Source organism: Franconibacter helveticus LMG 23732 (assembly GCF_000463115.2).
Classification (GTDB): Bacteria; Pseudomonadota; Gammaproteobacteria; order Enterobacterales; family Enterobacteriaceae; genus Franconibacter; species Franconibacter helveticus.
This window is the reverse complement of the sequence record NZ_AWFX01000009.1, coordinates 23,923-47,635: the sequence shown is the minus strand read 5'-3', so window position 1 is coordinate 47,635 and position 23,713 is coordinate 23,923. Positions and strand designations below refer to the sequence as shown.

General features: G+C 58.3%; 19 protein-coding genes. 10 read left to right on the top strand and 9 right to left on the bottom strand.

Translation table 11 applies throughout. From position 1 onward, the window contains the following. Positions 1–4 precede the first annotated feature (4 nt). The 3 genes from mqo to DW56_RS03260 all read right to left on the bottom strand — a co-directional run bounded on the left by mqo (position 5) and on the right by DW56_RS03260 (position 4,095). Positions 5–1,657 (bottom strand): malate dehydrogenase (quinone), encoded by a 1,653-nt coding sequence (mqo, locus tag DW56_RS03270; protein ID WP_049293216.1) that lies wholly within the window; start codon positions 1,655–1,657, stop codon positions 5–7. A 187-nt stretch (positions 1,658–1,844) separates the two neighbouring features. Continuing rightward, positions 1,845–2,975 (bottom strand): alpha/beta hydrolase, encoded by a 1,131-nt coding sequence (locus tag DW56_RS03265; protein WP_029697185.1) that lies wholly within the window; start codon positions 2,973–2,975, stop codon positions 1,845–1,847. 241 nt (positions 2,976–3,216) lie between these two features. Further along, the gene (locus tag DW56_RS03260; RefSeq protein ID WP_024553464.1) at positions 3,217–4,095 is read right to left on the bottom strand and encodes a LysR family transcriptional regulator; all 879 of its coding nucleotides are present in this window, start codon (positions 4,093–4,095) and stop codon (positions 3,217–3,219) included. Between the two features lie 118 nt (positions 4,096–4,213). Between DW56_RS03260 and DW56_RS03255 the strand changes: the two genes are divergently transcribed. Beyond that, positions 4,214–5,416 (top strand): MFS transporter, encoded by a 1,203-nt coding sequence (locus tag DW56_RS03255; protein WP_029589727.1) that lies wholly within the window; start codon positions 4,214–4,216, stop codon positions 5,414–5,416. A 139-nt stretch (positions 5,417–5,555) separates the two neighbouring features. After that, positions 5,556–6,419 carry a MurR/RpiR family transcriptional regulator gene (locus DW56_RS03250; RefSeq protein WP_024555290.1) on the top strand — a complete coding sequence of 288 codons (864 nt, stop codon included), beginning with the start codon at positions 5,556–5,558 and terminating at the stop codon, positions 6,417–6,419. A gap of 36 nt (positions 6,420–6,455) precedes the next feature. Here the strand turns inward: DW56_RS03250 and DW56_RS03245 are convergent, their stop codons facing one another. The 3 genes from DW56_RS03245 to DW56_RS03235 form a co-directional block, all read right to left on the bottom strand. Continuing rightward, entirely contained in the window at positions 6,456–7,943 is a 1,488-nt protein-coding gene (locus DW56_RS03245) for a sodium:solute symporter family protein (protein ID WP_024555289.1), read from the bottom strand. Between the two features lie 144 nt (positions 7,944–8,087). Then, positions 8,088–8,483: a RidA family protein gene (locus tag DW56_RS03240; protein ID WP_024555288.1), complete on the bottom strand. Its 396-nt coding sequence runs from the start codon at positions 8,481–8,483 to the stop codon at positions 8,088–8,090. Then, positions 8,480–9,931, bottom strand: coding sequence for an N-acyl-D-amino-acid deacylase family protein (locus tag DW56_RS03235; protein WP_024562076.1), 1,452 nt, complete (start codon positions 9,929–9,931; stop codon positions 8,480–8,482). Before DW56_RS03235 ends, DW56_RS03240 begins: the two co-directional genes overlap by 4 nt. 201 nt (positions 9,932–10,132) lie before the next feature. On the opposite strand from DW56_RS03235, the gene DW56_RS03230 reads away from it, so the two are divergent. Then, positions 10,133–11,353 (top strand): amino acid deaminase, encoded by a 1,221-nt coding sequence (locus DW56_RS03230; RefSeq protein WP_024562077.1) that lies wholly within the window; start codon positions 10,133–10,135, stop codon positions 11,351–11,353. A 192-nt stretch (positions 11,354–11,545) separates the two neighbouring features. On the opposite strand, the gene DW56_RS03225 is transcribed toward DW56_RS03230, so the two are convergent. Continuing rightward, the gene (locus tag DW56_RS03225; protein ID WP_024555111.1) at positions 11,546–12,169 is read right to left on the bottom strand and encodes a TetR/AcrR family transcriptional regulator; all 624 of its coding nucleotides are present in this window, start codon (positions 12,167–12,169) and stop codon (positions 11,546–11,548) included. A gap of 72 nt (positions 12,170–12,241) precedes the next feature. Here DW56_RS03225 and DW56_RS03220 point away from each other — a divergent pair, with 72 nt between their 5' ends. The 6 genes from DW56_RS03220 to DW56_RS03195 all read left to right on the top strand — a co-directional run bounded on the left by DW56_RS03220 (position 12,242) and on the right by DW56_RS03195 (position 21,777). After that, entirely contained in the window at positions 12,242–13,117 is an 876-nt protein-coding gene (locus DW56_RS03220) for an aldo/keto reductase family oxidoreductase (protein WP_024562078.1), read from the top strand. A 483-nt stretch (positions 13,118–13,600) separates the two neighbouring features. Continuing rightward, positions 13,601–14,917, top strand: a complete 1,317-nt coding sequence (locus tag DW56_RS03215; RefSeq protein WP_024555282.1) for an autotransporter outer membrane beta-barrel domain-containing protein — start codon at positions 13,601–13,603, stop codon at positions 14,915–14,917. Beyond that, the gene (locus DW56_RS03210; protein ID WP_139152863.1) at positions 14,814–15,491 is read left to right on the top strand and encodes a hypothetical protein; all 678 of its coding nucleotides are present in this window, start codon (positions 14,814–14,816) and stop codon (positions 15,489–15,491) included. The genes DW56_RS03215 and DW56_RS03210 overlap by 104 nt, the downstream gene beginning before the upstream one ends. 490 nt (positions 15,492–15,981) lie before the next feature. After that, positions 15,982–17,193: a diguanylate phosphodiesterase gene (locus DW56_RS03205; protein ID WP_024555231.1), complete on the top strand. Its 1,212-nt coding sequence runs from the start codon at positions 15,982–15,984 to the stop codon at positions 17,191–17,193. A 352-nt stretch (positions 17,194–17,545) separates the two neighbouring features. Further along, positions 17,546–19,471, top strand: coding sequence for an alpha,alpha-trehalase TreA (gene treA / locus DW56_RS03200; protein WP_024562079.1), 1,926 nt, complete (start codon positions 17,546–17,548; stop codon positions 19,469–19,471). A 188-nt stretch (positions 19,472–19,659) separates the two neighbouring features. Then, on the top strand, positions 19,660–21,777 hold the full coding sequence (locus DW56_RS03195) for a TonB-dependent siderophore receptor (RefSeq protein ID WP_024551994.1): 2,118 nt from the start codon (positions 19,660–19,662) through the stop codon (positions 21,775–21,777). A 58-nt stretch (positions 21,778–21,835) separates the two neighbouring features. On the opposite strand, the gene DW56_RS03190 is transcribed toward DW56_RS03195, so the two are convergent. Next, the gene (locus tag DW56_RS03190; RefSeq protein ID WP_024551995.1) at positions 21,836–22,090 is read right to left on the bottom strand and encodes a GlsB/YeaQ/YmgE family stress response membrane protein; all 255 of its coding nucleotides are present in this window, start codon (positions 22,088–22,090) and stop codon (positions 21,836–21,838) included. Positions 22,091–22,308: 218 nt separating this feature from the next. On the opposite strand from DW56_RS03190, the gene ycgR reads away from it, so the two are divergent. After that, positions 22,309–23,040 (top strand): flagellar brake protein YcgR, encoded by a 732-nt coding sequence (gene ycgR / locus DW56_RS03185; RefSeq protein ID WP_024551996.1) that lies wholly within the window; start codon positions 22,309–22,311, stop codon positions 23,038–23,040. On the opposite strand, the gene emtA is transcribed toward ycgR, so the two are convergent. After that, on the bottom strand, positions 23,041–23,652 hold the full coding sequence (gene emtA, locus DW56_RS03180) for a membrane-bound lytic murein transglycosylase EmtA (RefSeq protein ID WP_024551997.1): 612 nt from the start codon (positions 23,650–23,652) through the stop codon (positions 23,041–23,043). It abuts the gene before it with no gap. Positions 23,653–23,713: the final 61 nt, after the last annotated feature.

The window sequence follows — 23,713 nt, the reverse complement described above, 5'->3', positions numbered from 1 at the left end:
AAACTTACAGCGCCATATCGTGCTGGGCAGGCGCTTTTTCGGCTTCCGCCGGTTTCGCCTGCGGCATGGTCTGCGCCGCTTCTTTCATCTGGATAACCGGCGGTTTGGTCAGTTGCAGCGTCGCGGCGGTTTCATCCCACACCTGCTGGGTGAGCGCTACGTTGCCGTTGAGCTTCTGACCGTAGGTCGGAACGATTTCGCGCAGCTTGCTCTGCCACTCAGCGGATTTGTACTGCTCCGGGAAGAGCTGTTTAATCACGTTCAGTGAGATAGGCGCAGCGGTAGAGGCGCCCGGAGAGGCGCCAAGCAGCGCCGCCACGGTTTTCTGCTCATCGGTCACGATCTCGGTGCCAAGCTTCAGCACGCCGCCTTTCTCAGCATCTTTCTTGATGATCTGCACGCGCTGACCGGCCTGAATAAGTTTCCAGTCCTCTTTACGCGCGGACGGGTAGTACTCTTTCAGCGCTTCGAAGCGGTCTTCATCGCTCAGCATGACCTGACCGACCAGGTATTTCACCAGATCGAAGTTATCGAGGCCGACATCGGTCATCGGGATAACGTTTTTCGTGGTGGTGGTGCTCAGCAGGTCAAAGAACGAGCCGTTTTTCAGGAATTTGGTGGAGAAGGTCGCGAACGGTCCAAACAGCACGACGCGCTTGCCGTCCAGGAAACGGGCGTCCAGGTGCGGTACCGACATCGGCGGCGCCCCGACAGAGGCCTGGCCATAGACTTTCTCGCCGTGCTGACGGGCGATTTCCGGGTTTTCGCTCACCAGGAAAGAGCCGCCTACCGGGAAGCCTGCATAGTTGTCCGCTTCCGGAATGCCGGTTTTTTGCAGCAGCTTCAGCGCGCCGCCGCCTGCGCCGATAAACACATACTTCGCGTCTACCGCACGCTCATCGCCGCTTTTCACGTCGGTGATGGTGACATGCCAGGAGTTGTCGTCGTTGCGTTTGAAATCGGTCACTTCAGAAGAAGTTTCCAGCTTGAAGTTGTTCTGCTTCTTCAGGCTGCCCACCAGCTGGCGGGTGATTTCGCCATAGTTCACGTCGGTGCCGACCGGCGTCCAGGTCGCGGCGACTTTCTGGTTTGGATCGCGGCCTTCAATAATCAGCGGCGCCCATTTTTTGATCTGGTTTTGATCGGTAGAGAACTCCATCCCCTGGAACAGCGTGGTCTGCTGCAACGCTTTGTAGCGCTTAGCCAGGTAATCCACATTGTCGCCCCAGACAAAGCTCATGTGCGGCGTGGAGTTAATGAACGAGTGCGGGTCGTGCAGCACGCCGCGTTTAACCTGGGTAGACCAGAACTGGCGAGAGATCATAAACGCTTCGTTGATCTCCAGCGCTTTGCTCACGTCAATGGTGCCGTCTTTACGCTCAGGCGTATAGTTCAGCTCCATGTTGGCGGAGTGGCCGGTGCCGGCGTTGTTCCAGCCGTTGGAGGACTCCAGCGCAACGCCGTCGAGTTTCTCAACCATGATCTGTTTCCAGTCCGGCTGAATTTCCTGTAGCACGGTGCCCAGCGAGGCGCTCATGATACCGCCGCCAATCAGCAGCACATCGGTTTTTTCCGTGGTGGTTTCTGCGTAAGCATTTGAAGCGACAAGAACTGCAAGAAGAGATAAAGCGGGAACAAACTTTTTATGTTGTGGCATTTGCGTAAAAATCATCAACTACATTTGAAAAATTAGGTGATTATTTTAACAGGAATATTAACAATTGAAAGCCATTTTCAACAAAAGGTTAACAACCTTATCTTTTGTGGGACATTATCCCCGCAGGCAGCGTCGCGGCGGATAACGAAGCGGGGCCTGCCGATCCGCCCCGTCCCCGCTCCGCTGGTTATTTCAGATTCGCTTTGAAGAAAGCGTCCAGACGATCAAACGGAATTTTGTCCGCCCTGTCATAGAGATCGACATGATCGGCGCCAGGCACAATAACCAGCTCTTTCGGATTGCTCGCCGCTTTGTACACATCCTGCGAGTAATAAAGCGAATGGGCCTTTTCACCCGCCACCAGCATTAGAGGGCGCGGCGAAACCATGCCGATATTCGCCATCATCGGGAAGCTGAAGAACGGCATCGGCGTCGTGGCGGTCCATGCTCTTGTGGAGTTGATGGAACGCGGGTGAAAACCGCGCGGTTTGCAATAGTAGTTGTAAAAGCTCACCACCACCGGGTCGGCGTCTGGCGCAAGCGTATCGGGAAACAGGCGGCTGCTTTTCACAATATTGCCTTGTTCGTCAAACGGCACCTCATGATATCCGCGGGCGAAAGCGCCGTTTTGCGCATCCACCCAGCGCTGCTGGCTGAGGTAGTCGATAACCTTGTGGCGCTGCTCCAGCGTGTAGCTGTCTTTATAACCCCGGCTCATGCTGCGCGACATATCGTACATGGACGCCGTGGCGACGGCTTTAATACGGGAATCGCTGGAGGCGGCGGTAATAGCCATGCCGCTCAGGCCGCAGACCGCCATCACGCCGATGCGGTTACGATCCACCGAGGGCAGCAGGCCGATAAAATCCACCGCCGCGCTGAAATCTTCGGTGAAAATTTCCGGCGACGCGGTATCCCTCACCGCCCCGCCGCTTTCACCGGTAAAAGAAGGGTCGAAGGCGAGCGTCACAAAGCCGCGTTCAGCCAGCGTCTGGGCGTAGAGACCGGAAGACTGCTCTTTTACCGCGCCAAACGGGCCGCTTAACACAATCGCGGGCAACCGGGCTTCGCCACGATTTTTCGGCTGATAAAGATCCGCTGCAAGCGTAATGCCGTAGCGATTGCCGAACGTCACTTTTTCATGGTCAACGTTTTCGCTTTTGGGGAAGGTTTTGTCCCACTCCTGAGTAAGCCTGGCAGGCAAAGCCGCTTCGCCTGAAGCACGGCTTTGCGCAAAGGCGGCGGGAAGCGTGAATGCCCCCGCAGCGCCAGCAACCATGGAAGCCTGTAAAAACGTTCTGCGCGATGTATTCATCATTCACTCCCGAAAGCGTTTAGCATTAATAATGCCGCCAGGGCCTTTGATTATTTTTGAATAATCAACCAGATAAAAAGAGGCACAGGCGGCACAACGATGACTGCGGGAGAAGAGTAGCGGGAAGGATTATGAAGATAAATCGCCGCCAGGTTTAAGCCTTACTGAATAAAATTCACAAATCAGAGCGGCGTGCTTATCAGCCGGCTACGCAAGCGGAACGGCCCTTTTCCGCCTGCCGGTTTTAACCCTTATACCGCACGGCATTCACGAACGCGGTAAAAGCGGGCGAGGTATTGCGGCGGTTAGGGTAGTAAAGATGAAAGCCCGGAAAGTAAGGACACCAGTCTGCCAGCACCTCTTTGAGTTGCCCGCTTTCAAGATACGGCCTGGCCATAAAGTCAGGAATATAAGCCAGCCCCACCCCGTCGAGCGTGGCGTTAAGGATGTGAATATTGCTGTTCGCCGTCAGCTGGCCGCTCACTTTAACCGTCAGGCTGCGGCCTGCTTTTTCAAACTCCCAGGCATAAACGCTGCCGCCCACGGAATGACGGATGTTGATGCACTGATGGGCGGTGAGTTCTTGTGGATGTTGAGGCACGGGATGTTCTTCGAAATAAGCCGGCGCAGCGACAACGGCAAGCCGCCAGTCGGGGCCAAGGCGCACGGCTATCATGTCCCGGCTGACCGATTCCCCCAGGCGAATGCCGGCATCAAAGCGTTGCTCCACGATGTTCGTGAATCCGTAGTCGATGACAATTTCGACGTTAACTTCAGGATATTCTCTGAAGAAAGCGGGCAACACGGGGCGAAGAAGCTGTTCTGCGGCATCGTCGGAACAGGTGATTTTGATCGTGCCGGCAGGCTTGTCGCGCAGCTCGCCAATTTTTTCAAGCTCGGTGTTGATTTGCTCAAACAGCGGACCGATCGATGCCATCAGGCGCTCGCCCGCCTCGGTGGGCGCCACGTTGCGGGTGGTGCGCGCCAGCAGCCGAACCCCGAGTCGCTGTTCCAGGTTACGCATGGTATGGCTGAGCGCCGAAGGGCTAACGCCAAGCCGCGCCGCCGCACGGGTAAAACTTTGCTCACGGGCTACCGCCAGAAAGGCCAACAAATCGTTCATCGTCATCCCTCGCCTTATTGCTGAATTAAATTCATAAGTACGTACAAATTACCCCACCTAATCAAATCACTCCAGCGGCTTTAAGATCGTTATCCCCTTTTAACCGCAGGAAATAAAAATGACCTATTCTCAACCTCGCCAGGCAGGGGCCCGGGCAGCCTGGGGCGCTGTTTTTTCAATGGCGCTGGGCGTTGTCGTGCTTATCGCTTCAGAGTTTATGCCGGTGAGCCTGCTGACGCCCATCGCACAGGATCTCGCCATCAGCCAGGGACAGGCGGGCCAGGCGATTTCCGTTTCAGGCTTGTTCGCGGTGATAACCAGCCTGCTGAATACGCCGCTGACCGGCTGCCTCGACAGGAAAAAGGTGTTGCTGACTTTTACGCTGCTGCTGACGTTCTCCGGCCTGGCGGTGACCTTTGCCGTAAACGGCCTGATGTTTATGGCTGGCCGGGCGCTGCTTGGCGTCGCCATCGGCGGCTTCTGGTCTATGTCCACCGCAACGGTAATGCGGCTGGTGCCGTCGCATGCCGTTGCGCGGGGTCTTGCGCTGATAAACGGCGGCAATGCGCTGGCCGCCACCGTCGCCGCGCCGCTGGGAAGCTTTCTCGGGCAGTACATCGGCTGGCGCGGCGCATTTTTTATCGTGGTTCCGCTCGCGGTGGCGGCCTTTCTCTGGCAGTGGCGCAGCCTCCCGCTGCTGCCTGGCTATCCGCAAAAGAAAGGCGCGGTTAACCCCTTTGCACTGCTGCGCATTTCCCAGGTGGCGCTGGGCATGGCCGGGATCATGTTCCTGTTTATGGGACAGTTTGCGATTTTCACCTACCTTCGCCCCTTTCTTGAAGAGGTGACAAAACTCTCCGTGACCCAGCTTTCGCTTACGCTGCTGGCGCTCGGCGGGTTCGGTCTTATCGGCACCTGGGCCATCGGCCATCTGCTTGAGAAACGGCTGTATGCCTGGCTGATGGCTATCCCGCTGTCGATGGCGGTGCTGGCGGGCTTACTCATTGAGTTCGGCGCCTCGTTTGCGGCGGTGGCGACCCTGCTGGCGCTGTGGGGGCTGATTGCGACGCCTGCGCCGGTAACGTGGGGGTTATGGCTGAGCCGCGCCCTGCCTGACGACGCCGAAGCGGGCGGCGGACTGATGGTCGCCGTGATCCAGCTTGCGATTACGCTTGGGGCGGGTATAGGCGGGCTGCTGTTTGACGCCATCGGCTGGTGGAGCCCGTTCGCCTTCGGCCTGACGCTGCTGGTCGGCTCCGCGCTTTGCGCCTTTGCTGCGTATAAAGAAAGCGAGGGGGTGCGCGTCACGCAGCGCGGCTGACGGGCCTGCGCTTCGCCGCTGGCAAAGTCGGCAGACTGCCAGCGGCGCCGTTGATGTCGCGCAGCAGCGAACCCTTCAGCCTTTCCCGGCGAAATATGGTACAAAGTACCCTTCCCTGACACGCTGACTGATACTGCGCATGGCCTATTCGATTGACATTATCTCCTGCATCACCGACCGCTTTGTGGAACTGACCGCCACGGAGAAGCGCATCGCCCAGTTTATTCTTGATGATATCGCCGCCGCCGCGGACCTGCCTATCGCCGAGCTGGCGCGTCTTACCGGCACCAGCCAGGCGTCTGTCACCCGCTTCGCCCGCGCGCTGGGCTGCAAGGATGTGCGGGAGCTGAAAATGAAACTGGCGCAGTCGCTTGCCGTCGGGCAGCGCTTTATTCTTGACGTGCCTGACCTGGAAGGGGTGCAGGGCATTTATGAATCGATTATCAGCGTGCTGGAGACCAACCGGCGGGCGCTTAACAGCGAGTCGCTTAACACCGCTGTGAGCTGGCTAAGCCAGGCGCGGCAAATCCTCGCCATCGGCATGGGCGGCGGCTCAACGATTTGCTCGCAGGAGTTGCAGCACCGCTTTTTCCGCCTGGGATTGCCGGTGGTCAGCCAGAACGACGGGCTGCTGGTGCGCATGATGTGTTCCGCCGTGACGCCGCAGGATGTGATAGTGGCGCTCTCGATTGGCGGCTATACGCCGGAAATCACCGAAAGCGCCGCCATCGCCCGGCAATATGGCGCCAGGATTATCGCCGTCACGCCGCCCGACACGCCGCTTGCGCAGCAGGCGGACCTGGTGTTGCCGCTGCTGGTGCGGGAGAACGATTACATCTTTAAGCCGAGCACCTCGCGCTACGCGATGCTGGCGATGGTGGATGTGCTGGCGACAGAGCTGGCGATGGCGAACAAAGCGCAGACCAAAGACCGGCTGCGCCGCATTAAGCTTGCGCTCGACAGCCATCGCGGCGGCGCGGACCGCCAGCCGCTGGGGGATTAACACTGGCGAGCCCTGCCCGCCAGTGGTTTTCTGTGGTTAGCCTTCAGAGGCCTTACGCTTGCCAATGGGCAGCGGCGGCGCTTCCGGCTGGCTTTCACGCTCGCGCGTGATCATCTCAAGCGCCTCTTCGCGGCTGCGGGCGCTGGCAGGCGTGACCAGCGTCACCACCACGCCGCAGGCCAGGCTGGTCAGCACCGAAGGCAGGCATGGGTTGCCCCAGAAGGCGAGCCAGGCGTCGTTCATCAGCACCACCGCCGAGGCGCCTGCCCCGCCTGCCAGCGCCGCCAGCGCGCCCTGCCAGTTAAAGCGCGTCCAGAAACGCCCCAGAATCGAGCAGATAAACATGCCGGACATGATCATTGAAATCATCTTCGTGATGTAGCTGATGATGTCGTTAGAGGTCATTGCAAAAAGCAGCGCCAGAGCGATAACCAGCACGAGGAAAATACGCGACAGGCGAATCGCTTTTTCCGGCGCGGGCATATGGCCCGTTATCATGGTGTAGAGATCGCGCAGGATAATCGACACCCCGGCGATGGCGTCTGAACTGCCGGAGGACATATTGGCGGACATCCCGGCAATCAGCACCGCCATTGCCAGCGCGGGCGGCAGCACCTGGGTGGCGAACAGGAAGGCGAAACCGCTGTTATCCAGATGATCGTTCATTGTCCAGACCGCCATGCCGATAATGGCTGGCAGAAATGAGAAGAGCAGGTAAAGCAACCCGGTAATGGTAAAGGACTGGCGCACCGAAGAGACCGTTTTAGCGGAATAGATACGCTGGCGGTAGGAGGGCGTTGCCAGCACGCCCACGCCAATCACCATGGCGAGCGAAAACGCCGGCAGCACGCCAAGCTTGTCGACCGCAAACAGACTTTGCGCCGCTGGGTCGACCGCCTGCTGAATGTGCGCCCAGCCGCCGACATGCTGCACCGCCAGCACCGCCATTAAAATAAAGCCGACAAACAGCACCACCGACTGAATAGTATCTATCCAGACCACGGCGGAGTAACCGCCAATGCCGACATACACCACAAACGCCAGCGCGATAATTATTTTGGCGACGTTAATGTCTATTCCGCTTGCCCAGGCAAGATATAAACCGCCGCCCAGAATATGCGCGCCAAGCCAGCCAATCGAGGCGATAAATATTAATACCGCCACCAGATTTTTAATTAATTTGCTGCCGCCGGTGTAATAAGCGAGCTCTTCGCTCATGGTCATAAAACGTAATTTACGCACCGGCGCGAAAAGCCACGCCACCAGCAAAATGCCCGCCGCGCCGCCCAGCCCATAAAGCATGCCCGCCCAGCCGTTGGTGTAGCCGAAGCCTACGGCGCCAACGCTGGAACCCGTGCCCACCATGGTGCCGACCGTCGAGCCGAGCGTTAATATCATCGGCAGGGAGCGCCCGCCAAGCAGGAAATCGTCGCCATTTTTCTGATGCCGCGAAACATACCAGCCAAGGGCTATCATGGCGCAGGCGTAAAGGGTAAACCAAACCAGAAATGACATATTATTCATTGCTCACATCCAGACTCGTGAATACTTTCGCCCGCGCGAAGAGTATAAGTTGATGGAAGCGGTGGCCCTGAAAAAGGCGCAGGGAACCGCATACAGGCGAAATCGCTTTCGCCTGTTACGCTTTGCTTTTTAGTCAGTCTTCTTTTATTTCGCGCGCGCTGCGTTATAGCAGGTCACGTCAACTTCCACTTTGCAGTCCACCACCAGATCCGCCACGCAGCAAATACGGGCGGGCGGATGGTCGCCGAAAAACTCTCTGAACACCTTATTAAAGGACTGGAAATAGCGCGCGTCGGTTAAAATCACCTTCACGTGCACGACGTCGGCAAGCGTATAGCCCGCCTCGGTCATGATCTCCACGCAGTTCTGGATCGCCAGCCGGGACTGGTCGACGATGCCGCCCTCCACCACCTCGCCGTTTTTCATCGGCGTTTGCCCGGAAACATAGAGCCAGCCGCCCGCCTCAACCGCGCGGGCGAACGGCAGATGCTGCCCGCCGGTGCCCGTGCCGCCTTCCGTTCCATAACGTTTAATGCTCATACTTGCTCCTTAGCGTGTTGACGGCGCAGGAAACGCCCTGCCCGTCCGATAACCTTTTTATCCTGGCCGTAGCTCATCACGCCATTAACCATAACCGCCTCGATGCCCGCGGCAGGCTGTTTAGGGTCAGAGAAACTCGCGACGTCGCGCACCGTTTCCGGGTTGAAGAGCACCAGATCGGCAAAATAGCCGGTTTTGATAAGCCCGCGCCGGGGCAACTGGAAACGCGCCGCCGAAAGCCCGGTCATTTTATGAATAGCCGTGGTTAACGGAAAAAGCTGCTCGTCACGGCAGTAGTGGCCCAGCACGCGCGGGAAAGCGCCCCACAGCCGCGGGTGCGGCATCGGGTCATTGGGCAGGCCGTCGGAGCCAATCATCGTTACCGGGTATTGCAGCACCCGGCGCACATCCTGCTCGTCCATGTTGTAGTAAATGGCGCCCGCAGGCATCAGCCGCTTCGCCGCCTCCAGCAGGCTGACGTTCCATTCGGCGGCGATGTGCTGCAACGTTTTGCCCGCCTGTTCAGGCTGCGGCTGCGACCAGGTGATGACAATGTCGAATTCATCTGTGACCTGTTTTAAATCCAGCGTGGAGGAGCTGGCGGAATAGGGATAACAGTCGCAGGCTATCTCCTGGCGCTTGCGCATTTCATCGAAGAACGCGAGCGTTTCCCGCGTGCGGCCCCAGTTTTTGGCGCCGGCGCACTTATGGTGAGAGACCACAACCGGCACGTTGCCGTGGCGACCAATACGAAACGCCTCATCCAGCGCCTCAAGAATGGGTTCGAACTCCGAGCGCAAATGGGTGGTGTAAATGCCGTTTTCCGCCGCCAGCTCTTGCGCCAGCGCCATCACCTCCTGCGTGGGCGCCTGAAACGCCGTGGCGTAGGCAAGCCCGGTGCTCATGCCAAGCGCGCCCTGTTGCAGCGCATGGCGAAGCTCTGCGCGCATAGCGGCGATCTCCTGCGGCGCGGCGGCGCGAAACAGATCGTCCATATGGTTGTTGCGAAGCGTGGTGTGGCCGATAAGCGTCCCGACATTGATAGCCGGGCGCGCCGCCTCCAGCGCGTGGGCGTAAGCGTCTACCGTCGGGTAGACAAACTGCGCTTTTTCGCCGAGCAGATTCATCGGGTCCGGCACGTCACTGCGGATAGTGGCTGTCGCCGCGCTGATGCCGCAGTTGCCGACGATAACCGTGGTGATCCCCTGGCTGATTTTCGGCAGATAATCGGGCATGCGGATGACGTTGATATCATCATGCGTATGCACGTCGATAAAACCGGGCGCCAGCACGCGTCCTTCCCCTTGCGTCACCTGCGCCGCCTGCGCGGTAATGCCGGGCGCTATCTCCACAATTTTGTCGCCGCTCACCGCCACATCTGCGCGGTATTGCGGGCCGCCGCTGCCGTCGATGACAGTGACGTTTTTAAATAGCCAGTCCACCTTCATAGCCTTTCGCTCCCTTTTTGCTCTGACCACAAGTTAAGCATTTACAAGCCGAAAAAACAGTGGAAGACTACGCAAAAGTAAGAGGATTTTCTGATACTTTTATTCAAGAACAACAATATATTCATATTTTATATTTAAATATCAATAAATTAATAATGTTACCCTCATGTAAATGCATGCAAAACCTGTACAGGATATGTTATGAAATATCACTCCGATACGTTGATACCCCACAAAGCGGCGTGCATGCGCGCCCCGGCTAACGTGCTCAAAGAAGAGGTCTGTTTACCTGCCGCTGTCATTAAAAAATCGGCCCTGCTTAACAATATTGACTGGATGCAGCGTTATGCGGATGCGCGCGGCGTCTCCCTGGCGCCGCATGGCAAAACCACCATGACGCCATGGATCTTCCAGGCGCAGCAGGCGGCGGGCGCATGGGCGATTGGCGTCGGCACCGCCTGGCAGGCGAGTGTGGCGATGGCGAGCGGTATAACGCGGGTGCTGATGGTGAACCAGCTTGTCGGCAAAGCGAATATGGCGGTGGTTTCTCAGCTAAAACAGCACTATCACCAGGCGGATTACCTTTGCTGCGTGGATAGCCTGGCTAACGCCCGCCAGCTTTCTGATTTTTTCAGCGCGCAAAACCAGACGCTGGATGTCATGGTGGAGCTGGGCGTGGCGGGCGGGCGCTGCGGTTGTCGCAGCAGCGAGGCGGCGCTGACGCTGGCGCAAAAAATAGCGCAGATGCCAGGGCTGCGCCTGCGCGGGCTGGAGTTATATGAAGGCGTTCTGCACGGCGATAACCCGCAGCCGCAGGTGGAAGCGCTATTACGCGAAGCCGCGCAGCTCGCCTGCGCCATGGAAAAGTTTGTTGATGGCGAGTTTATTCTTACCGGCGCAGGCACCGTCTGGTATGACGTGGTGTGCAACGTCTGGCTGAGCGTTGAAAAACCTTCGCAATGCCGCATTGTTATTCGCCCCGGCTGTTATATCACTCACGATCGGGGCATTTATGCCGGGGCGCAGCAGGCACTGATGGCTCGCGACAGCATCGCCTGCGATCTCGGCGGCGACCTGACTTCCGCGCTTGAACTGGTGGCGATAGTGCAGTCGGTGCCGGAAGCGGGCCGCGCAGTGGTGAATTTCGGCAAGCGCGACTGCGCCTTTGATGCGGGACTGCCGCAGCCCGTCGCCCATTATCGCGATGGAGAGCCGCTGGCGCTGGCGCCGCATTCGGTTACCAGCGTCGGGATCATGGACCAGCACTGCATGGTGGAACTCAGCGCCGACGCGCAGGTTGAGGTGGGCGATATTCTGGTGTTCGGCACCTCGCACCCCTGCCTGACGTTCGACAAATGGAAAACGCTGCTGCTGGTGGATGACGATTACAACGTGACAGACGAACTGGATACGCTGTTTTGATGTTGCCGGCGCCCTGATACAGGCGCCGGCTTAAGCCTCTTTTAGTATGTTGTAACTATTACCGGTAAAAGCGCGTTACCGCACCGTTCAGCGCCGCGCGGTGCGCCGTTGAGCCTGGCGCGCAGAAGAGCACACTCGCCCCGTCGGTTCCCGCTGCCTTGCACCCAGGCTTTACCCTCAACCCTTTGCGGTTTACTCCGCCGCCTGTAACCAGGCGCTCAGCAATACGATAAGCTGAGTCTCAAGGGCCGCCTCAAACCCAGGCGGCGTGTGGCCTTCCAGCACGGCGCGCACCGGTCCGATAAGGCTGCTTAGCGTCACCGTGGCAATTAACGCCGGGTCGGCGAAGGTCTTGTTGCTGGCGCTCGCCAGCATAGCGGTTATCGAGGCCGCCATGCGTCCATAGGCCTGCGCCGCTTGTTGCGCCCCTCCCCGCTCCGCCGCCACTGCATACAGCGCCCGCGACTCCTGCGGGTCGCGAAGCTTCGCGGCGAGAAACGCGGCCGCCAGCGCGCGGGCCATCTCTGCCGTGTTCGCGCCCTGCTGTTGGCGGCAGACCGTTTCCACCGCCGTGGCGATGCCGTCCAGATGGTTTTCCAGCACCGCGGCAAGCAGCGCGTCGCGGTTGGGGTAGTACTGATAAAGGCTGCCGACCGACATGCCCGCCCGCCGGGCGACGCGCGTAGTGGTGCAGCGGCTTAATCCTTCCCGCGTTAAAACCTGAATGGTTGCGGTGTGCAGCGCCTCCACCGTGGCGGTCGAGCGCGCCTGAAGCGGCGTTTTACGCGGCTTCAGCGTGGTGTTCATCATCGTCATAGAATGCGAATTCTAAAGCTGAAGGATCCTTCATATACTTCTGTGCATCTCATAAAGCAAGAGGCAATCACCATGACCCATACCGACACTCCCGACACGTTTACCCTTGGCAGCCGCCGCGTGAAGCGCATGGGCTATGGCGCGATGCAGCTTGCCGGTCCTGGCGTTTTCGGCGCGCCAAAAGATCGTCATGCCGCGCTTTCGGTGCTGCGGGAGGCGGTTGAGCGAGGCGTAAACCACATCGACACCAGCGATTTTTATGGCCCGCACATTACCAACCAGATTATCCGCGAGGCGCTGCATCCGTATCCTGATAATCTGACCATCGTGACGAAGATCGGCGCGCGGCGCGATGCGCAAGGCGGCTGGCTGCCTGATCTTTCGCCCGAGGGGCTGACCCGGGCGGTGCATGACAACCTGCGCAACCTGCGGCTTGAGGTGCTGGAGGTGGTGAACCTGCGCATTATGTTTGATGTTCACGGCCCGGCGGAAGGCTCCATCGAAGCGCCGCTGGCGGCGCTTGCCGGGCTGCAACAGCAGGGGCTGGTGAAGCACATCGGCCTGAGCAACGTTACCCCAACGCAGGTCAAAGAGGCGCAAAGCGTGACGAAAATTGTGTGCGTGCAAAACCTTTACAATATTGCCCAACGCCAGGACGACCCCTTGATTGATGAACTGGCGCGTGAAGGTATTGCCTTCGTCCCCTTCTTCCCGCTGGGCGGTTTTACGCCGTTGCAGTCATCAGCGCTCGCGGATGTCGCCGCGCGCCTGGAAGCGACGCCGATGCAGGTGGCGCTTGCCTGGCTGCTGCGCCGCTCTCCTAACATACTGTTGATCCCGGGAACCTCATCCGTTGCCCATCTGCGGGAAAACCTGGCCGCCAGCCAGCTGGTTTTGCCGGACGACGCGCTGAACGCCCTGAACGCCATTGGCGCGAAAGGGCAATAATCCTCACGGCGTTTATTTTCCTTTCAGGCAGAGCGGCGTAGCCGATAACCCGTTCTGCTTGCTTAAAAGTAAGCTATGACAAAATGTATCCTGCGTAATATTTCGCTGCCGGCCGAACTTTTATTTTATTAACGTTTACTGCCTTCTTTATTAACTCCCACTTTATTAACGATCATATTTACGGCAAAAAAGTCCTTTTTATATTCATAAGATAAATGCCCCAAAAACAATCCAAAACTGGACATTATTGAATTAACAAAGTTTTGTTATACACACCATATACAACAAAATTTCTTAATCTATCGCGTTCTGTTGCCGTTATTAAACATAATGTCAGTGAATAATAACCGCTGCTTTTTTTACTTTTTCCCACGCGGTAAAAACCCATCCCGATACGCAAAGACGTTATCGCCTCTACTTCCAGCCCCGCTTTTCTCGGTTAAACAGGGCGTCTGGCTCAGGAACGACTCATAGGGATGAATAATGAATAAGAACTTAAAGAAAACTGCACTGGCAAAATGTATTTTCCTGGCGCTGGTTGCTGCCTCCTCCTCTTCCGCACTGGCGAAGAGCGTTATCCCCGCCACCCTATGCGCTGAGGGACAGACAACCACCTGCGGCCTGCGCGAAAGCGATGATAAAACGGGTAAAGATACGCTGTTTGTGGATGGCGCTAACGGCTCGGCGATCATGTCGGACCAATCGAACAGCGACGCCATCTATATGTATGACCGTAAAACCGCAGAAGATACCGAATCGCTGGTGGTTTCCGGCACAAATATGTCCGGCACTTATATTCATGGCGGCATGGGCGGCACGGTGAATATTACGCTGCAAAACGGCGCGACGACCGACATGATTGAAGCGGGCGATAAAGACCAGGCGACCAATATCAATATTACGGTTGACCATTCCACGCTGAACGGCCAGCAACAGGGCACCGCTTATGGCACTTATGCCAAAAGCAGCGATAAAGATTATATGATGGGGGCGGCTATTTATATTGACGCCCGCGACGCCGGCAACCATGCCATTTCCATTACTAACGGCAGCCAGATTAACGGCTCTATTTTTACCGCTGGCAGCGGCGCGAATAATGTGAGCGTGGCAGACAGCGCGATCAATACCGGCACGATTATGGCGGCAAGTTATCAGGCCGATGCTTCCGTTGCGCTAACAAACAGCGCCGTGGATGCCACTAATAACCGCGCCGCCCAGACGGTAGACGGCGACATCACAAAAATTATCTCCCTTTTTAATGCCGTTACCGGCAAAGACATTGTTATTGATCCGGAGCTGCTGAATAACACTATCGCCGTGGGCGTTTACGGCACGCAAAACACCCGTGTCGCGCTGGATAACAGCCATGTGACTGGCGATGTCGCCGTGATGAACGACGGCGGCGCGTCGGCGGTCAGCCTGGCTAACCGCAGCCTGCTGGACGGCGATATTATGCTGGCAGGCAACAGCGCCACGCAGATTGTCATCGACAACAGTACGCTGAACGGCAGCATTAAAGGAAAAAATGCGGCTGGCGATACCTCGATCGCCGTGCAAAACGGCGCCGCCGTGAATGGCGATATCACTACCGCCAGCACGAACGCGTCGGTTTCGCTGGCCAGTAACAGCCAGATGACCGGCAACGTTGTTGAAAGCCGCGCCGTCAGTGCCCGCTTCGGTACAGCAGGCGCTGGACGTGAACTTCCAAAATGGCGAGAAGCAGGTCACCAACCGCAGCGGCGCGTGGAACTACAGCAACGAGATTGTGATTGGCGCAGATGCGCAGCAAATGACGCCTGACGTCACGACATATTCCGCCGTCCCGAACAGCAACCGCCATGCGCTGGCGAGCGATGTGCAGGGGATGATTGCCGGACTCGATGCGGCTAAACAATCTGGCGGCGCGATGGCGGACGACCTGTTCAGCCGTCTTGATACGCTTTATGCATCAAACCTTTATAACGGCGTGCAGGAAGGGGCGCAGGTCTGGGGCGATTTTCTCTACCAGAACGGCGACTACAGCGACGACGTGGATTACAAAAGCGTAATGCAGGGGATGCAGGGCGGCGTGGACTGGACCACCCGGCTTGATAACGGCGATGCGGTCAGCGCCGGCATCGCGCTCGGTTACGCCCGCAACCGCACGCAAAGCAACAGCGGCGGCGCGAATACCTTTAAAAACACCGTTTACGGCAACTTCTATAGCCTGTACGGCGGCTGGCAGCAGGCGCTGCACGAGCGCAACTGGGGCCTGTTTGCCGACGGCGCCGTTACCTGGGGCGACATGCGTTACAACCTGTCCGCGCACAACGTGACCGGCGCGACTACCGGCATGACCGAGGCGCTGAGCGCCAGCTATGACGGCGACCGTTAATAAAAACGTCAGCCTTAACGCCGGGGTTTATTACGGTACGGGCGACGTGGATAACGACGCCAGCGTACAGGCGGGCCTGAGCATGCGCTTCTGAGTACGCGAGCCTGTCTGCGGGCAGGCTCATTGCATTACGCTTCGTTCTCCTTTTGCGCCGGCTGGCTGCGACTCCGGCGCGTTTTTGGTTTGCCCCGACTGCTGGCGGGGCTTTTTTTTGCCGATCCTGCCGCCTTTTCGTCCACGGCCTGCGCACGGCAATCCTGAAGCATCGCTTAACTTTTTCCGCTTTTACAGTAAGAGCCGTTCACGTTGTCGCCAGTGAGTGTTAGTATCCTTTCGTCCGCACAATGCGGGCCAGCCTGCTATGGGAACAGTCTGACTTTATTACGCTTTCTGATCCGAAACTTAACGCAAATATGCCTCAGTAACCTGCAACGCGCCGCCTCTGGCGAAGCGTTTCGGGGTTATCAGCGAGCTTAACGGAATGAAAAGCATGTTATCGACCCTGATTTATCGCAGCCGCCTGAGCCCTGCGTGCAGTGTTAAAGAGTTAAACCAGATTGTGACCAAAGCGCAGGCGCGCAACGCGGCGCTGGAAATCACCGGCATTTTGCTTTTCGATGGCGACTATTTCCTTCAGGTGCTCGAAGGCGCGGAAAGCGCGGTGAACCAGGTTTACGGCAGTATTCGCCGCGACCCGCGCCACTGCAACCTGGTAGAATTAATGCGCGATTACGCGCCGCTGCGCCGCTTCGGCAACCTGGGCATGGAACTGTTCGACACGCGCCGGTATGCCCAGGGCTCCATTCTTGAAGCGGTGCTGCAAAAAGGCACTTCCCGCTATAACCTCGCCTATGATGACCGGGCGCTGAAATTTATCCGCTCTTTTGTCGAAGGCCACTGGCGCGCGCACCTGCTGCCCTGCCCGGACAGCGGAAACTGGCGCTTCGCCACCCGCGAAAACCCCTTTTCCCTTCCCATGGATCTTATCCCAGGCCAGCCTTGCCAGTTCGCTTTGCAGCCTATCGTGGAGCCGCTGCGCGGACAGATAAGCTCGCTGGAAGCTCTCATCCGCGGCACCGACGGCGGTTCGCCTGCGGACTATTTCGCCTCTGTCGCCCCGGAAAAAGTTTATGAGGCGGATCTGCTTTCCAAAAATTATGCTTTCGCGCTGGCGAAACGCATCGGTATCGGCAATCACAAAATCGCCGTGAATTTGCTGCCGATGTCGCTGGTGATGGTGCCGAACGCCGTCGGCATCCTGCTTGATCAGATTGCCCGCAACGGGCTTATTCCCGAGCAGGTGGTGGTGGAAGTTACCGAAGATGAAGTTATCTCCCGCTTCGACGAGTTTGTTATTGCCATCCGCCAGCTTCGCTCGGCGGGCATCGCGCTGGCGATAGACGATTTTGGCTCCGGCTTCGCCGGGCTTTCGCTGCTGTCGAAATTTCAGCCGGAAAAGCTCAAGCTCGACCGCACGCTGGTAAGCGATATCCATATTAACGGCCCGAAGCAGGCTATCGTGCAGGCGATTATCAACTGCTGCGCGGCGCTGGAAATTACCATTGTCGCCGAAGGGGTCGAAAAGGTTGAAGAGTGGTGCTGGTTGCAGGCGGCGGGTATTCAGCGTTTTCAGGGCTACCTTTTCGCCCGTCCGCTTCTCAACGGCGTGCCGCCTGTCGCCTGGCCTGATAACGCCGCCTGAGGCGGCGCCCGCCTCTCTCCTCTCTTCATCCCTTTCGCCTGGCCGTCTTTTTTCTGCTCATTCGTCCGGCTGACAGCGCAGGCGTCAGCCGGACGGCATGCTATGCGCAGTTTTCCAGCCGCTGAACCCGGACAAACAAGGCTGACTGGTTTACGCGCGGCGTAAAGCGAGCGTATTCTCGACGTCACGAGGCATCTTCCGCCTGGCGATTTTCCGCGCGATATAGGTGCCGGAAAAACGAAAAGCGGCAAAAAGGGCTCCCTGCGGTCCTCGTCTCGTCGATATTCGTCTAAGGTTTTCATAGGCTTGATCGCAGCGTCCCTGGCTGCGCATTCGATAAGGAGAAGAATCGATGACCAAACCCCTGTTGCGCCGACCACGGACGCTCCTGCTCGCCATACAGCTTGGCCTTAGCGGCGCGCTGCTGGCCTTCACCGCGCTGCCCGCTGGCGCAGAAGAGGCGCCTGCGGCCCGCACCTTCCCGCAGCCCCCCGATGCGCTGCTGGGACCGCTGTTTACCGATGTGCAAAGCGCCAAACTTTTCCCGGACCAGAAAACCTTCGCCGACGCGGTGCCGAAGGGCGATCCGCTGATGATTCTGGCTGACTACCGCATGCAGCGTAATCAGTCCGGCTTTGACCTGCGCCACTTCGTGGATGTGAACTTCACCCTGCCTGCCGCTGGAGAAAAATATGTGCCGCCTGCCGGCCAGAGCCTGCGGGCGCATATCGACGACCTGTGGCCAGTGCTGACCCGCACCACCGATACCGCCGGCAAATGGGATTCGCTGCTGCCGCTGCCCAAACCTTACGTGGTGCCGGGCGGACGCTTTCGCGAAGTCTATTACTGGGACAGCTACTTCACCATGCTGGGGCTCGCCGAGAGCGGTCACTGGGATAAAGTGCAGGATATGGTCGATAACTTCGCCCATGAAATTGATGCCTGGGGACATATCCCGAACGGCAACCGCAGCTACTACCTGAGCCGTTCGCAGCCGCCGTTCTTCGCGTTTATGGTGGAGTTGCTGGCGACCAAAGAGGGTGATGAGACGCTGAAAACGTATCTGCCGCAGCTTAAAGCGGAATACGCTTACTGGATGGAAGGCAGCGATGCCCTGGCCAACGGCAGCGCCAGCAAGCGGGTGGTGAAACTCAAAGATGGCTCGCTGCTAAACCGCTACTGGGATGACCGCGACACGCCGCGCACCGAGTCCTGGCTTGACGACGTCACCACCGCCAAAAACAACCCGGACCGCCCGGCCACCGAGATTTACCGCGATCTGCGCGCTGGCGCGGCTTCCGGCTGGGATTTCAGCTCGCGCTGGATGGATAACCCGGAAAAACTTGGCACGATCCACACCACTTCCATTGTGCCGGTGGATTTAAACGCCCTGATGTACCAGCTGGAAAAAACCCTTGCCCGCGCCAGCAAAGCGGCAGGCGATAACGCCGGGGCGGCGCAGTATGACGAGCTTGCCAACAAGCGCCAGCAGGCTATTGAAGCGAACCTGTGGAACGACAAGCGCGGCTGGTACGCCGATTACGATCTGCGCCGCAACGCCGTGCGCGACCAGCTTACCGCCGCCGCGCTCTTTCCGCTGTACGTGAAGGCGGCCGCGCAGGATCGCGCTGATAAAGTCGCTGCCGCCACCCAGTCTCAGCTGCTTAAAGCGGGCGGCGTGCTGACCACCACGCAAAAAACCGGCCAGCAGTGGGACGCGCCCAACGGCTGGGCGCCGCTGCAATGGGTCGCGACCGTGGGGCTTGATAACTACGGCCATAAAGATCTGGCGATGGACGTCACCTGGCGCTTCCTCACTAACGTGCAGCACACCTACAACCGCGAACAGAAGCTGGTGGAGAAATATGATGTCACCACCACCGGCACGGGCGGCGGCGGCGGTGAATACCCGTTGCAGGATGGCTTTGGCTGGAGCAACGGCGTCACGCTGAAGATGCTGGATATGCTGTGCGGCGAGAAAACGCCATGCGACAACGTGCCGGAAACGCGCCCGGCGGCAAGCCTTGCTGCCGGCGACGCGAAGCCTTTGCAGGATAAAACCAGCCAGCCGCTGACGGGCAACGCCGCGCAGAGCGAACCGGCATCCGCTTCCGCCGACAGTGCGTCGGCTGAAACGGCGAAGCCGGTCAACAACAGCCAGCCGCAGAGCGCAGCAGACAATACCAACGCAGCAGGCAATGCCAACGCAGCAGACAGTGCCAACGCAGCGGCCGCGCCGCTGAAAGATGGACAGGTTCAGCCTGCCCCTGCCCAGTAACTCCACAAGCCCTCCTCAGCGAGGGCTTTTTTATCGCCCCCTGCCTGAAGCGTGAACGAATAGCCCACTAATCATGCGGTTATAGCTTTCCCCCCTGCCAATTTTGATACTTGAACCCCTTTTCGATAACGATAATAATTCGCATTCTTTTTAACTCATGGCCGCCCGGCAAAACCGAGAAGAACACTATGACTCTGGCATTAACGTTAAAGCGCCCCGCTTTCCTCTGCGCGCTGGCGCTCATCGCGCCGCAGGCGACGCTTGCGGAAGAGACTATTACCGTCAGCGCCGCCCCGGCGGAAACCGCCACTTCACCCACTCAGGGCTACACGGTGAAAACCTCCCGCGGCGCGACCAAAACCGATGAGCCGTTGATAACCACCGGCCAGTCGGTTTCCGTCGTCACCCGCCAGCAAATGGAAGACCAGGGCGCCAGTACGTTTACCGAAGCGCTGAACTATACGCCAGGGGTCTTTTCGAATATCGGCGGCGGCGCAACGCGCTTCGACGCCATTGCCCTGCGCGGCTTCCATGGCGGCGATGTGGACAATATTTTCCTCGACGGCATGCGCCTGATGAGCGACGGCGGCAGCCACAGCATTTTGCAGATAGACCCGTGGTTTATTGAGCGTGTGGATGTCATCAAAGGCCCCTCTTCGGCGCTTTACGGCCAGAGCATTCCCGGCGGCCTGGTGAACCTCACCTCTAAACGCCCGCAGTTCCAGTCGGAAGGCCATTTCCGCCTCGCCGCCGGAACCCAGGCAACGAAAAGCGGCGCGTTTGACTATACCGACGCCATCAACGACCAGTGGGCTTACCGCATCACCGGCATTACCCGCAACACCGATACGCAGTATGACAACACGCGCGAAGAGCGTTACGCCATCTCCCCTTCTTTGTTCTGGCAGCCCGACGCCGACACCAGCCTGCTGCTGCGCGCTTACCTGCAAAAAGATCCCTCCGGCGGCTACCACGGCTCTTCGCCGCTGGAAGGATCGCTTTATTCGCACAACGGCCGCAAAGTCAGCAATCATTACAACGAAGGCGATCCGGGCGACGGCTACCAGCGCCGCGAGCAGATCTACAGCTATGAGTTCGATCATCGCTTCGACGAGATCTGGTCAGTACACTCCAGCGGCAGCTACACCCACACCAACGTTGGGCTCGATCAGGTTTACCAGAATGGCTGGGCGGGCGACAGCGACCTGCTGAACCGCGGCTATGTGGGTTATCAAGAGTCGCTGGACGGCTGGTCGACCGATAACCGCTTGCAGGCGCAGTTCAACACCGGCGAGGTGAACCATAACGTTATTCTGGGCGCGGAATATCACCGCTTCCGCAACGATATTTTGGGTGAATACGGCACGGCCGCGCCGCTCAATCCTTTTACCGGCTATACCGCGCAAACGGGTCATGTCGTCACCAGCAGCGACGATTTCAACCGCCGCTACTACCAGGCGGGCGTTTATTTGCAGGATGAGCTGGAGTGGAACCGCTGGCACGCGACGCTTTCAGGCCGCTATGACCGCATCGTGGCGCGCCAGTACAGCAACGCTTACGGCACCGGCTATCGTCGCTCCGACGATCACGTCGGCGGTCGCGCTTCGCTGCTGTATGCCTTTGAAAACGGTCTTTCGCCTTATATCAGCTACAGCCAGGCGATCACCCCGTCGATTCTCTACGATGCGAACGGCGCGCTGCTTAAACCAAGCACCTCTGAGCAATACGAGGGCGGCCTGAAGTACCAGCCGCCGGGCACGTCAGATATGTATACCGTCGCCATGTACGATCTGAAGCAAAAAGATGTCTCCCAGCGCGACGAAAACATTGCCACCGCCACCTATCAGGCGGCAGGCAACGTGCATTCCCAGGGAGTGGAGCTTGAAGCGCGCAACCAGATTACGCCGCGCCTGAGCACGATTGCAGGCTACAGCTGGAACCGGGTGCGCTTTGAAGACTCGCTCGGCGGCAAAGACGGCAACACGCCGCTGCTGACGCCGGATCAGATAGCCTCTTTCTGGGCGCATTACCAGTTTGATTACGGCATCACCGCAGGCGCAGGCGTGCGCTATATCGGCAAACAGTGGGCTGACGACCAGAACAACAACCGCGTGCCTTCGGTCACGCTGGTGGATGCGATGATCAAAGCGGATTTAGGCGCCTGGAACAGCGCGCTGAAAGGCGCTTTCGTGCAGGTTAACGCCACCAACCTGACCGACCGCGAGTACGTTTCCGGCTGCTACACCACTAACTGCTACTGGGGAGCGGAGCGCTCGGTAGTGGCAACCGTAGGCTACGACTTCTGAGGCAAAAAAAACGGCCCTTTAAAGGGCCGTTTTTTGTTTTTGAGCGAGCATTACGCGATTAGTGGCGACGCACCATACGGAAGATCGCCAGCACCACAATGGCGCCTACCACTGCGACCAGGAAGCTTCGCAGGTCAAAACCGGTAACGTCGCCGCCGATGCCGAACAGGGTCGCCAGCCAGCCGCCGACCACGGCGCCGACAATACCCAGCACGCAGGTAAGGATAAAACCGCCGCCGTCGCGGCCAGGCATAATCAGTTTAGCGATAACGCCTGCAATAAGACCGAATACAATCCACGCCAGGATACCCATAGTTTCTCCATCCTCTTAGGTTGTGTTGCGAAAAACGCCTGCGGCAAAGCCAGTGCGCCGCGGGCAAGTACTTCAAGTATAGGCAATAAATTAAAAAAGGTGGATGAAGGTATCGCGTCGCGCTGCGAAGAAAAAAACAGGGCCTGCATATTAAGATTTTTCGCACCGCGCCGATAACCGTGCATATCACTCTGTCAGAATTCGAGGAAGAACAGGACGTGAGTCATTACAGTGAGCAGTTTCTGAAGCAAAACCCCCTTGCGGTGCTGGGCGTGCTGCGCGATTTGCAAAAGGCGCAGGTGCCGGTACGCCTCTCCTGGGCCAGCGGCCAGTTCATCAGCCGCATCCTGGAGGTGACGCAGGAACAGCTGGTGCTCGACTTCGGCAGCCAGAGCATGGAAAACCAGGCGGTGCAGAAAGCGAGCACTATTGTCTTTGTTGCAGAAACGCACGGCGCGAAGGTGGAGTTCGCCCTGCCGCCGCTTTCGGTGCAGGATTACCAGGGGCTGCCCGCGTTTGTTACCGCGCTCCCCTCTTCATTGTGGTTCGTACAGCGGCGGGAATTTTTTCGCATCAGCGCGCCCATGCAGCCGCTCTACTTTTGCCGCGCGCTGCTGCCGGACGGCAAGCTGCTGCGCTTTCGTTTGCAGGATCTTTCGCTTGGCGGCATGGGCGCGCTGGTGGAAGGGCCGCTGCCGGACGGGCTTGAAGCGGGCGCGATGTTCTCGCAAATCGACCTGGACTTACTGGAGTTTGGCAAGTTTCGCTTTGACGCCCAGCTGATTTCGGTTTCCGAGCGCACGGTGGTGGATGGTAAAAATGAGACCGTCTCCACTCCCCGCCTGAGCTTTCGTTTTCTCAACGTCAGCCCGGCGGTGGAGCGGGAATTGCAGAAAATTATTTTCGCGCTTGAGCGTTCGGCCCGCGAAAAAGCGAGCCGGGTACGCTAATCACATGGCGTTCATCGCCTGCTGAATCTTCCACAAATAGCGCGGGGCCTGCGGCGCCGGATGATGTTTAGCGACATGCTCGATAAACTCGTCCGGGCTGAGGTCGTTGATCTCGTCTATCGCCGCTTTCCGGTCTGAAGAGAAGGTGCGCAGCAGCGCGCCTGCGCCGTTAACGTAAGAGACCACCAGCGCGTACTGCATGACCTCCGGGTCCTCAATGCCCTTCAGTACGCCATGCTCCAGGATGCTGAGATAGGCCGTGCCCATGGAGATATTGCGCTCCGGGTTTTTCAGCTCGCTGGTGGAGGGTTGCCCTTTCCAGCCCATGTAGCGGTAAACCTCCCGCCCGGCGGTAGAGGCCTTAAGCTGCATCAGCCCGACTGCGTTAGATTTACTGACAAGCGTCGGGTTGCCGCCCGACTCTACGGCGATTATCGCCGTGATGAGCCGCGGGCTGACGCCCCAGGCCTGCCCCGCCTGCTGGCTTATCGGCAGCCACTGCATGGCGCGCTTCGTCGGCGCTTCGGCGTTCCAGGGCGGGTTTTTATAGTCAGAGGTGCTGCTGCATCCGGCCAGCACCAGCACAAGGATAATCAACCATCTTAATTTCACGCGTTATTCCCTTTCCATGTTAAAAACAGGCCAGCCGCGGCAAGGCGCTGCGGATGACAAC

Excerpts from the sequence above, each read along its gene's own strand:
- DW56_RS03265 (WP_029697185.1), bottom strand. The coding sequence starts at position 2,975 with ATGATGAATACATCGCGCAGAACGTTTTTACAGGCTTCCATGGTTGCT.
- DW56_RS03190 (WP_024551995.1), bottom strand. The coding sequence starts at position 22,090 with ATGGGTATCCTGGCGTGGATTGTATTCGGTCTTATTGCAGGCGTTATC.
- DW56_RS03255 (WP_029589727.1), top strand. The coding sequence starts at position 4,214 with ATGACCTATTCTCAACCTCGCCAGGCAGGGGCCCGGGCAGCCTGGGGC.
- treA (WP_024562079.1), top strand. The coding sequence starts at position 17,546 with ATGACCAAACCCCTGTTGCGCCGACCACGGACGCTCCTGCTCGCCATA.
- DW56_RS03225 (WP_024555111.1), bottom strand. The coding sequence starts at position 12,169 with ATGACGATGATGAACACCACGCTGAAGCCGCGTAAAACGCCGCTTCAG.
- mqo (WP_049293216.1), bottom strand. The coding sequence starts at position 1,657 with ATGCCACAACATAAAAAGTTTGTTCCCGCTTTATCTCTTCTTGCAGTT.
- DW56_RS03240 (WP_024555288.1), bottom strand. The coding sequence starts at position 8,483 with ATGAGCATTAAACGTTATGGAACGGAAGGCGGCACGGGCACCGGCGGG.
- DW56_RS03230 (WP_024562077.1), top strand. The coding sequence starts at position 10,133 with ATGAAATATCACTCCGATACGTTGATACCCCACAAAGCGGCGTGCATG.
- DW56_RS03250 (WP_024555290.1), top strand. The coding sequence starts at position 5,556 with ATGGCCTATTCGATTGACATTATCTCCTGCATCACCGACCGCTTTGTG.
- DW56_RS03220 (WP_024562078.1), top strand. The coding sequence starts at position 12,242 with ATGACCCATACCGACACTCCCGACACGTTTACCCTTGGCAGCCGCCGC.
- DW56_RS03215 (WP_024555282.1), top strand. The coding sequence starts at position 13,601 with ATGAATAAGAACTTAAAGAAAACTGCACTGGCAAAATGTATTTTCCTG.
- DW56_RS03245 (WP_024555289.1), bottom strand. The coding sequence starts at position 7,943 with ATGAATAATATGTCATTTCTGGTTTGGTTTACCCTTTACGCCTGCGCC.
- DW56_RS03205 (WP_024555231.1), top strand. The coding sequence starts at position 15,982 with ATGTTATCGACCCTGATTTATCGCAGCCGCCTGAGCCCTGCGTGCAGT.
- DW56_RS03260 (WP_024553464.1), bottom strand. The coding sequence starts at position 4,095 with ATGAACGATTTGTTGGCCTTTCTGGCGGTAGCCCGTGAGCAAAGTTTT.
- DW56_RS03195 (WP_024551994.1), top strand. The coding sequence starts at position 19,660 with ATGACTCTGGCATTAACGTTAAAGCGCCCCGCTTTCCTCTGCGCGCTG.
- DW56_RS03235 (WP_024562076.1), bottom strand. The coding sequence starts at position 9,931 with ATGAAGGTGGACTGGCTATTTAAAAACGTCACTGTCATCGACGGCAGC.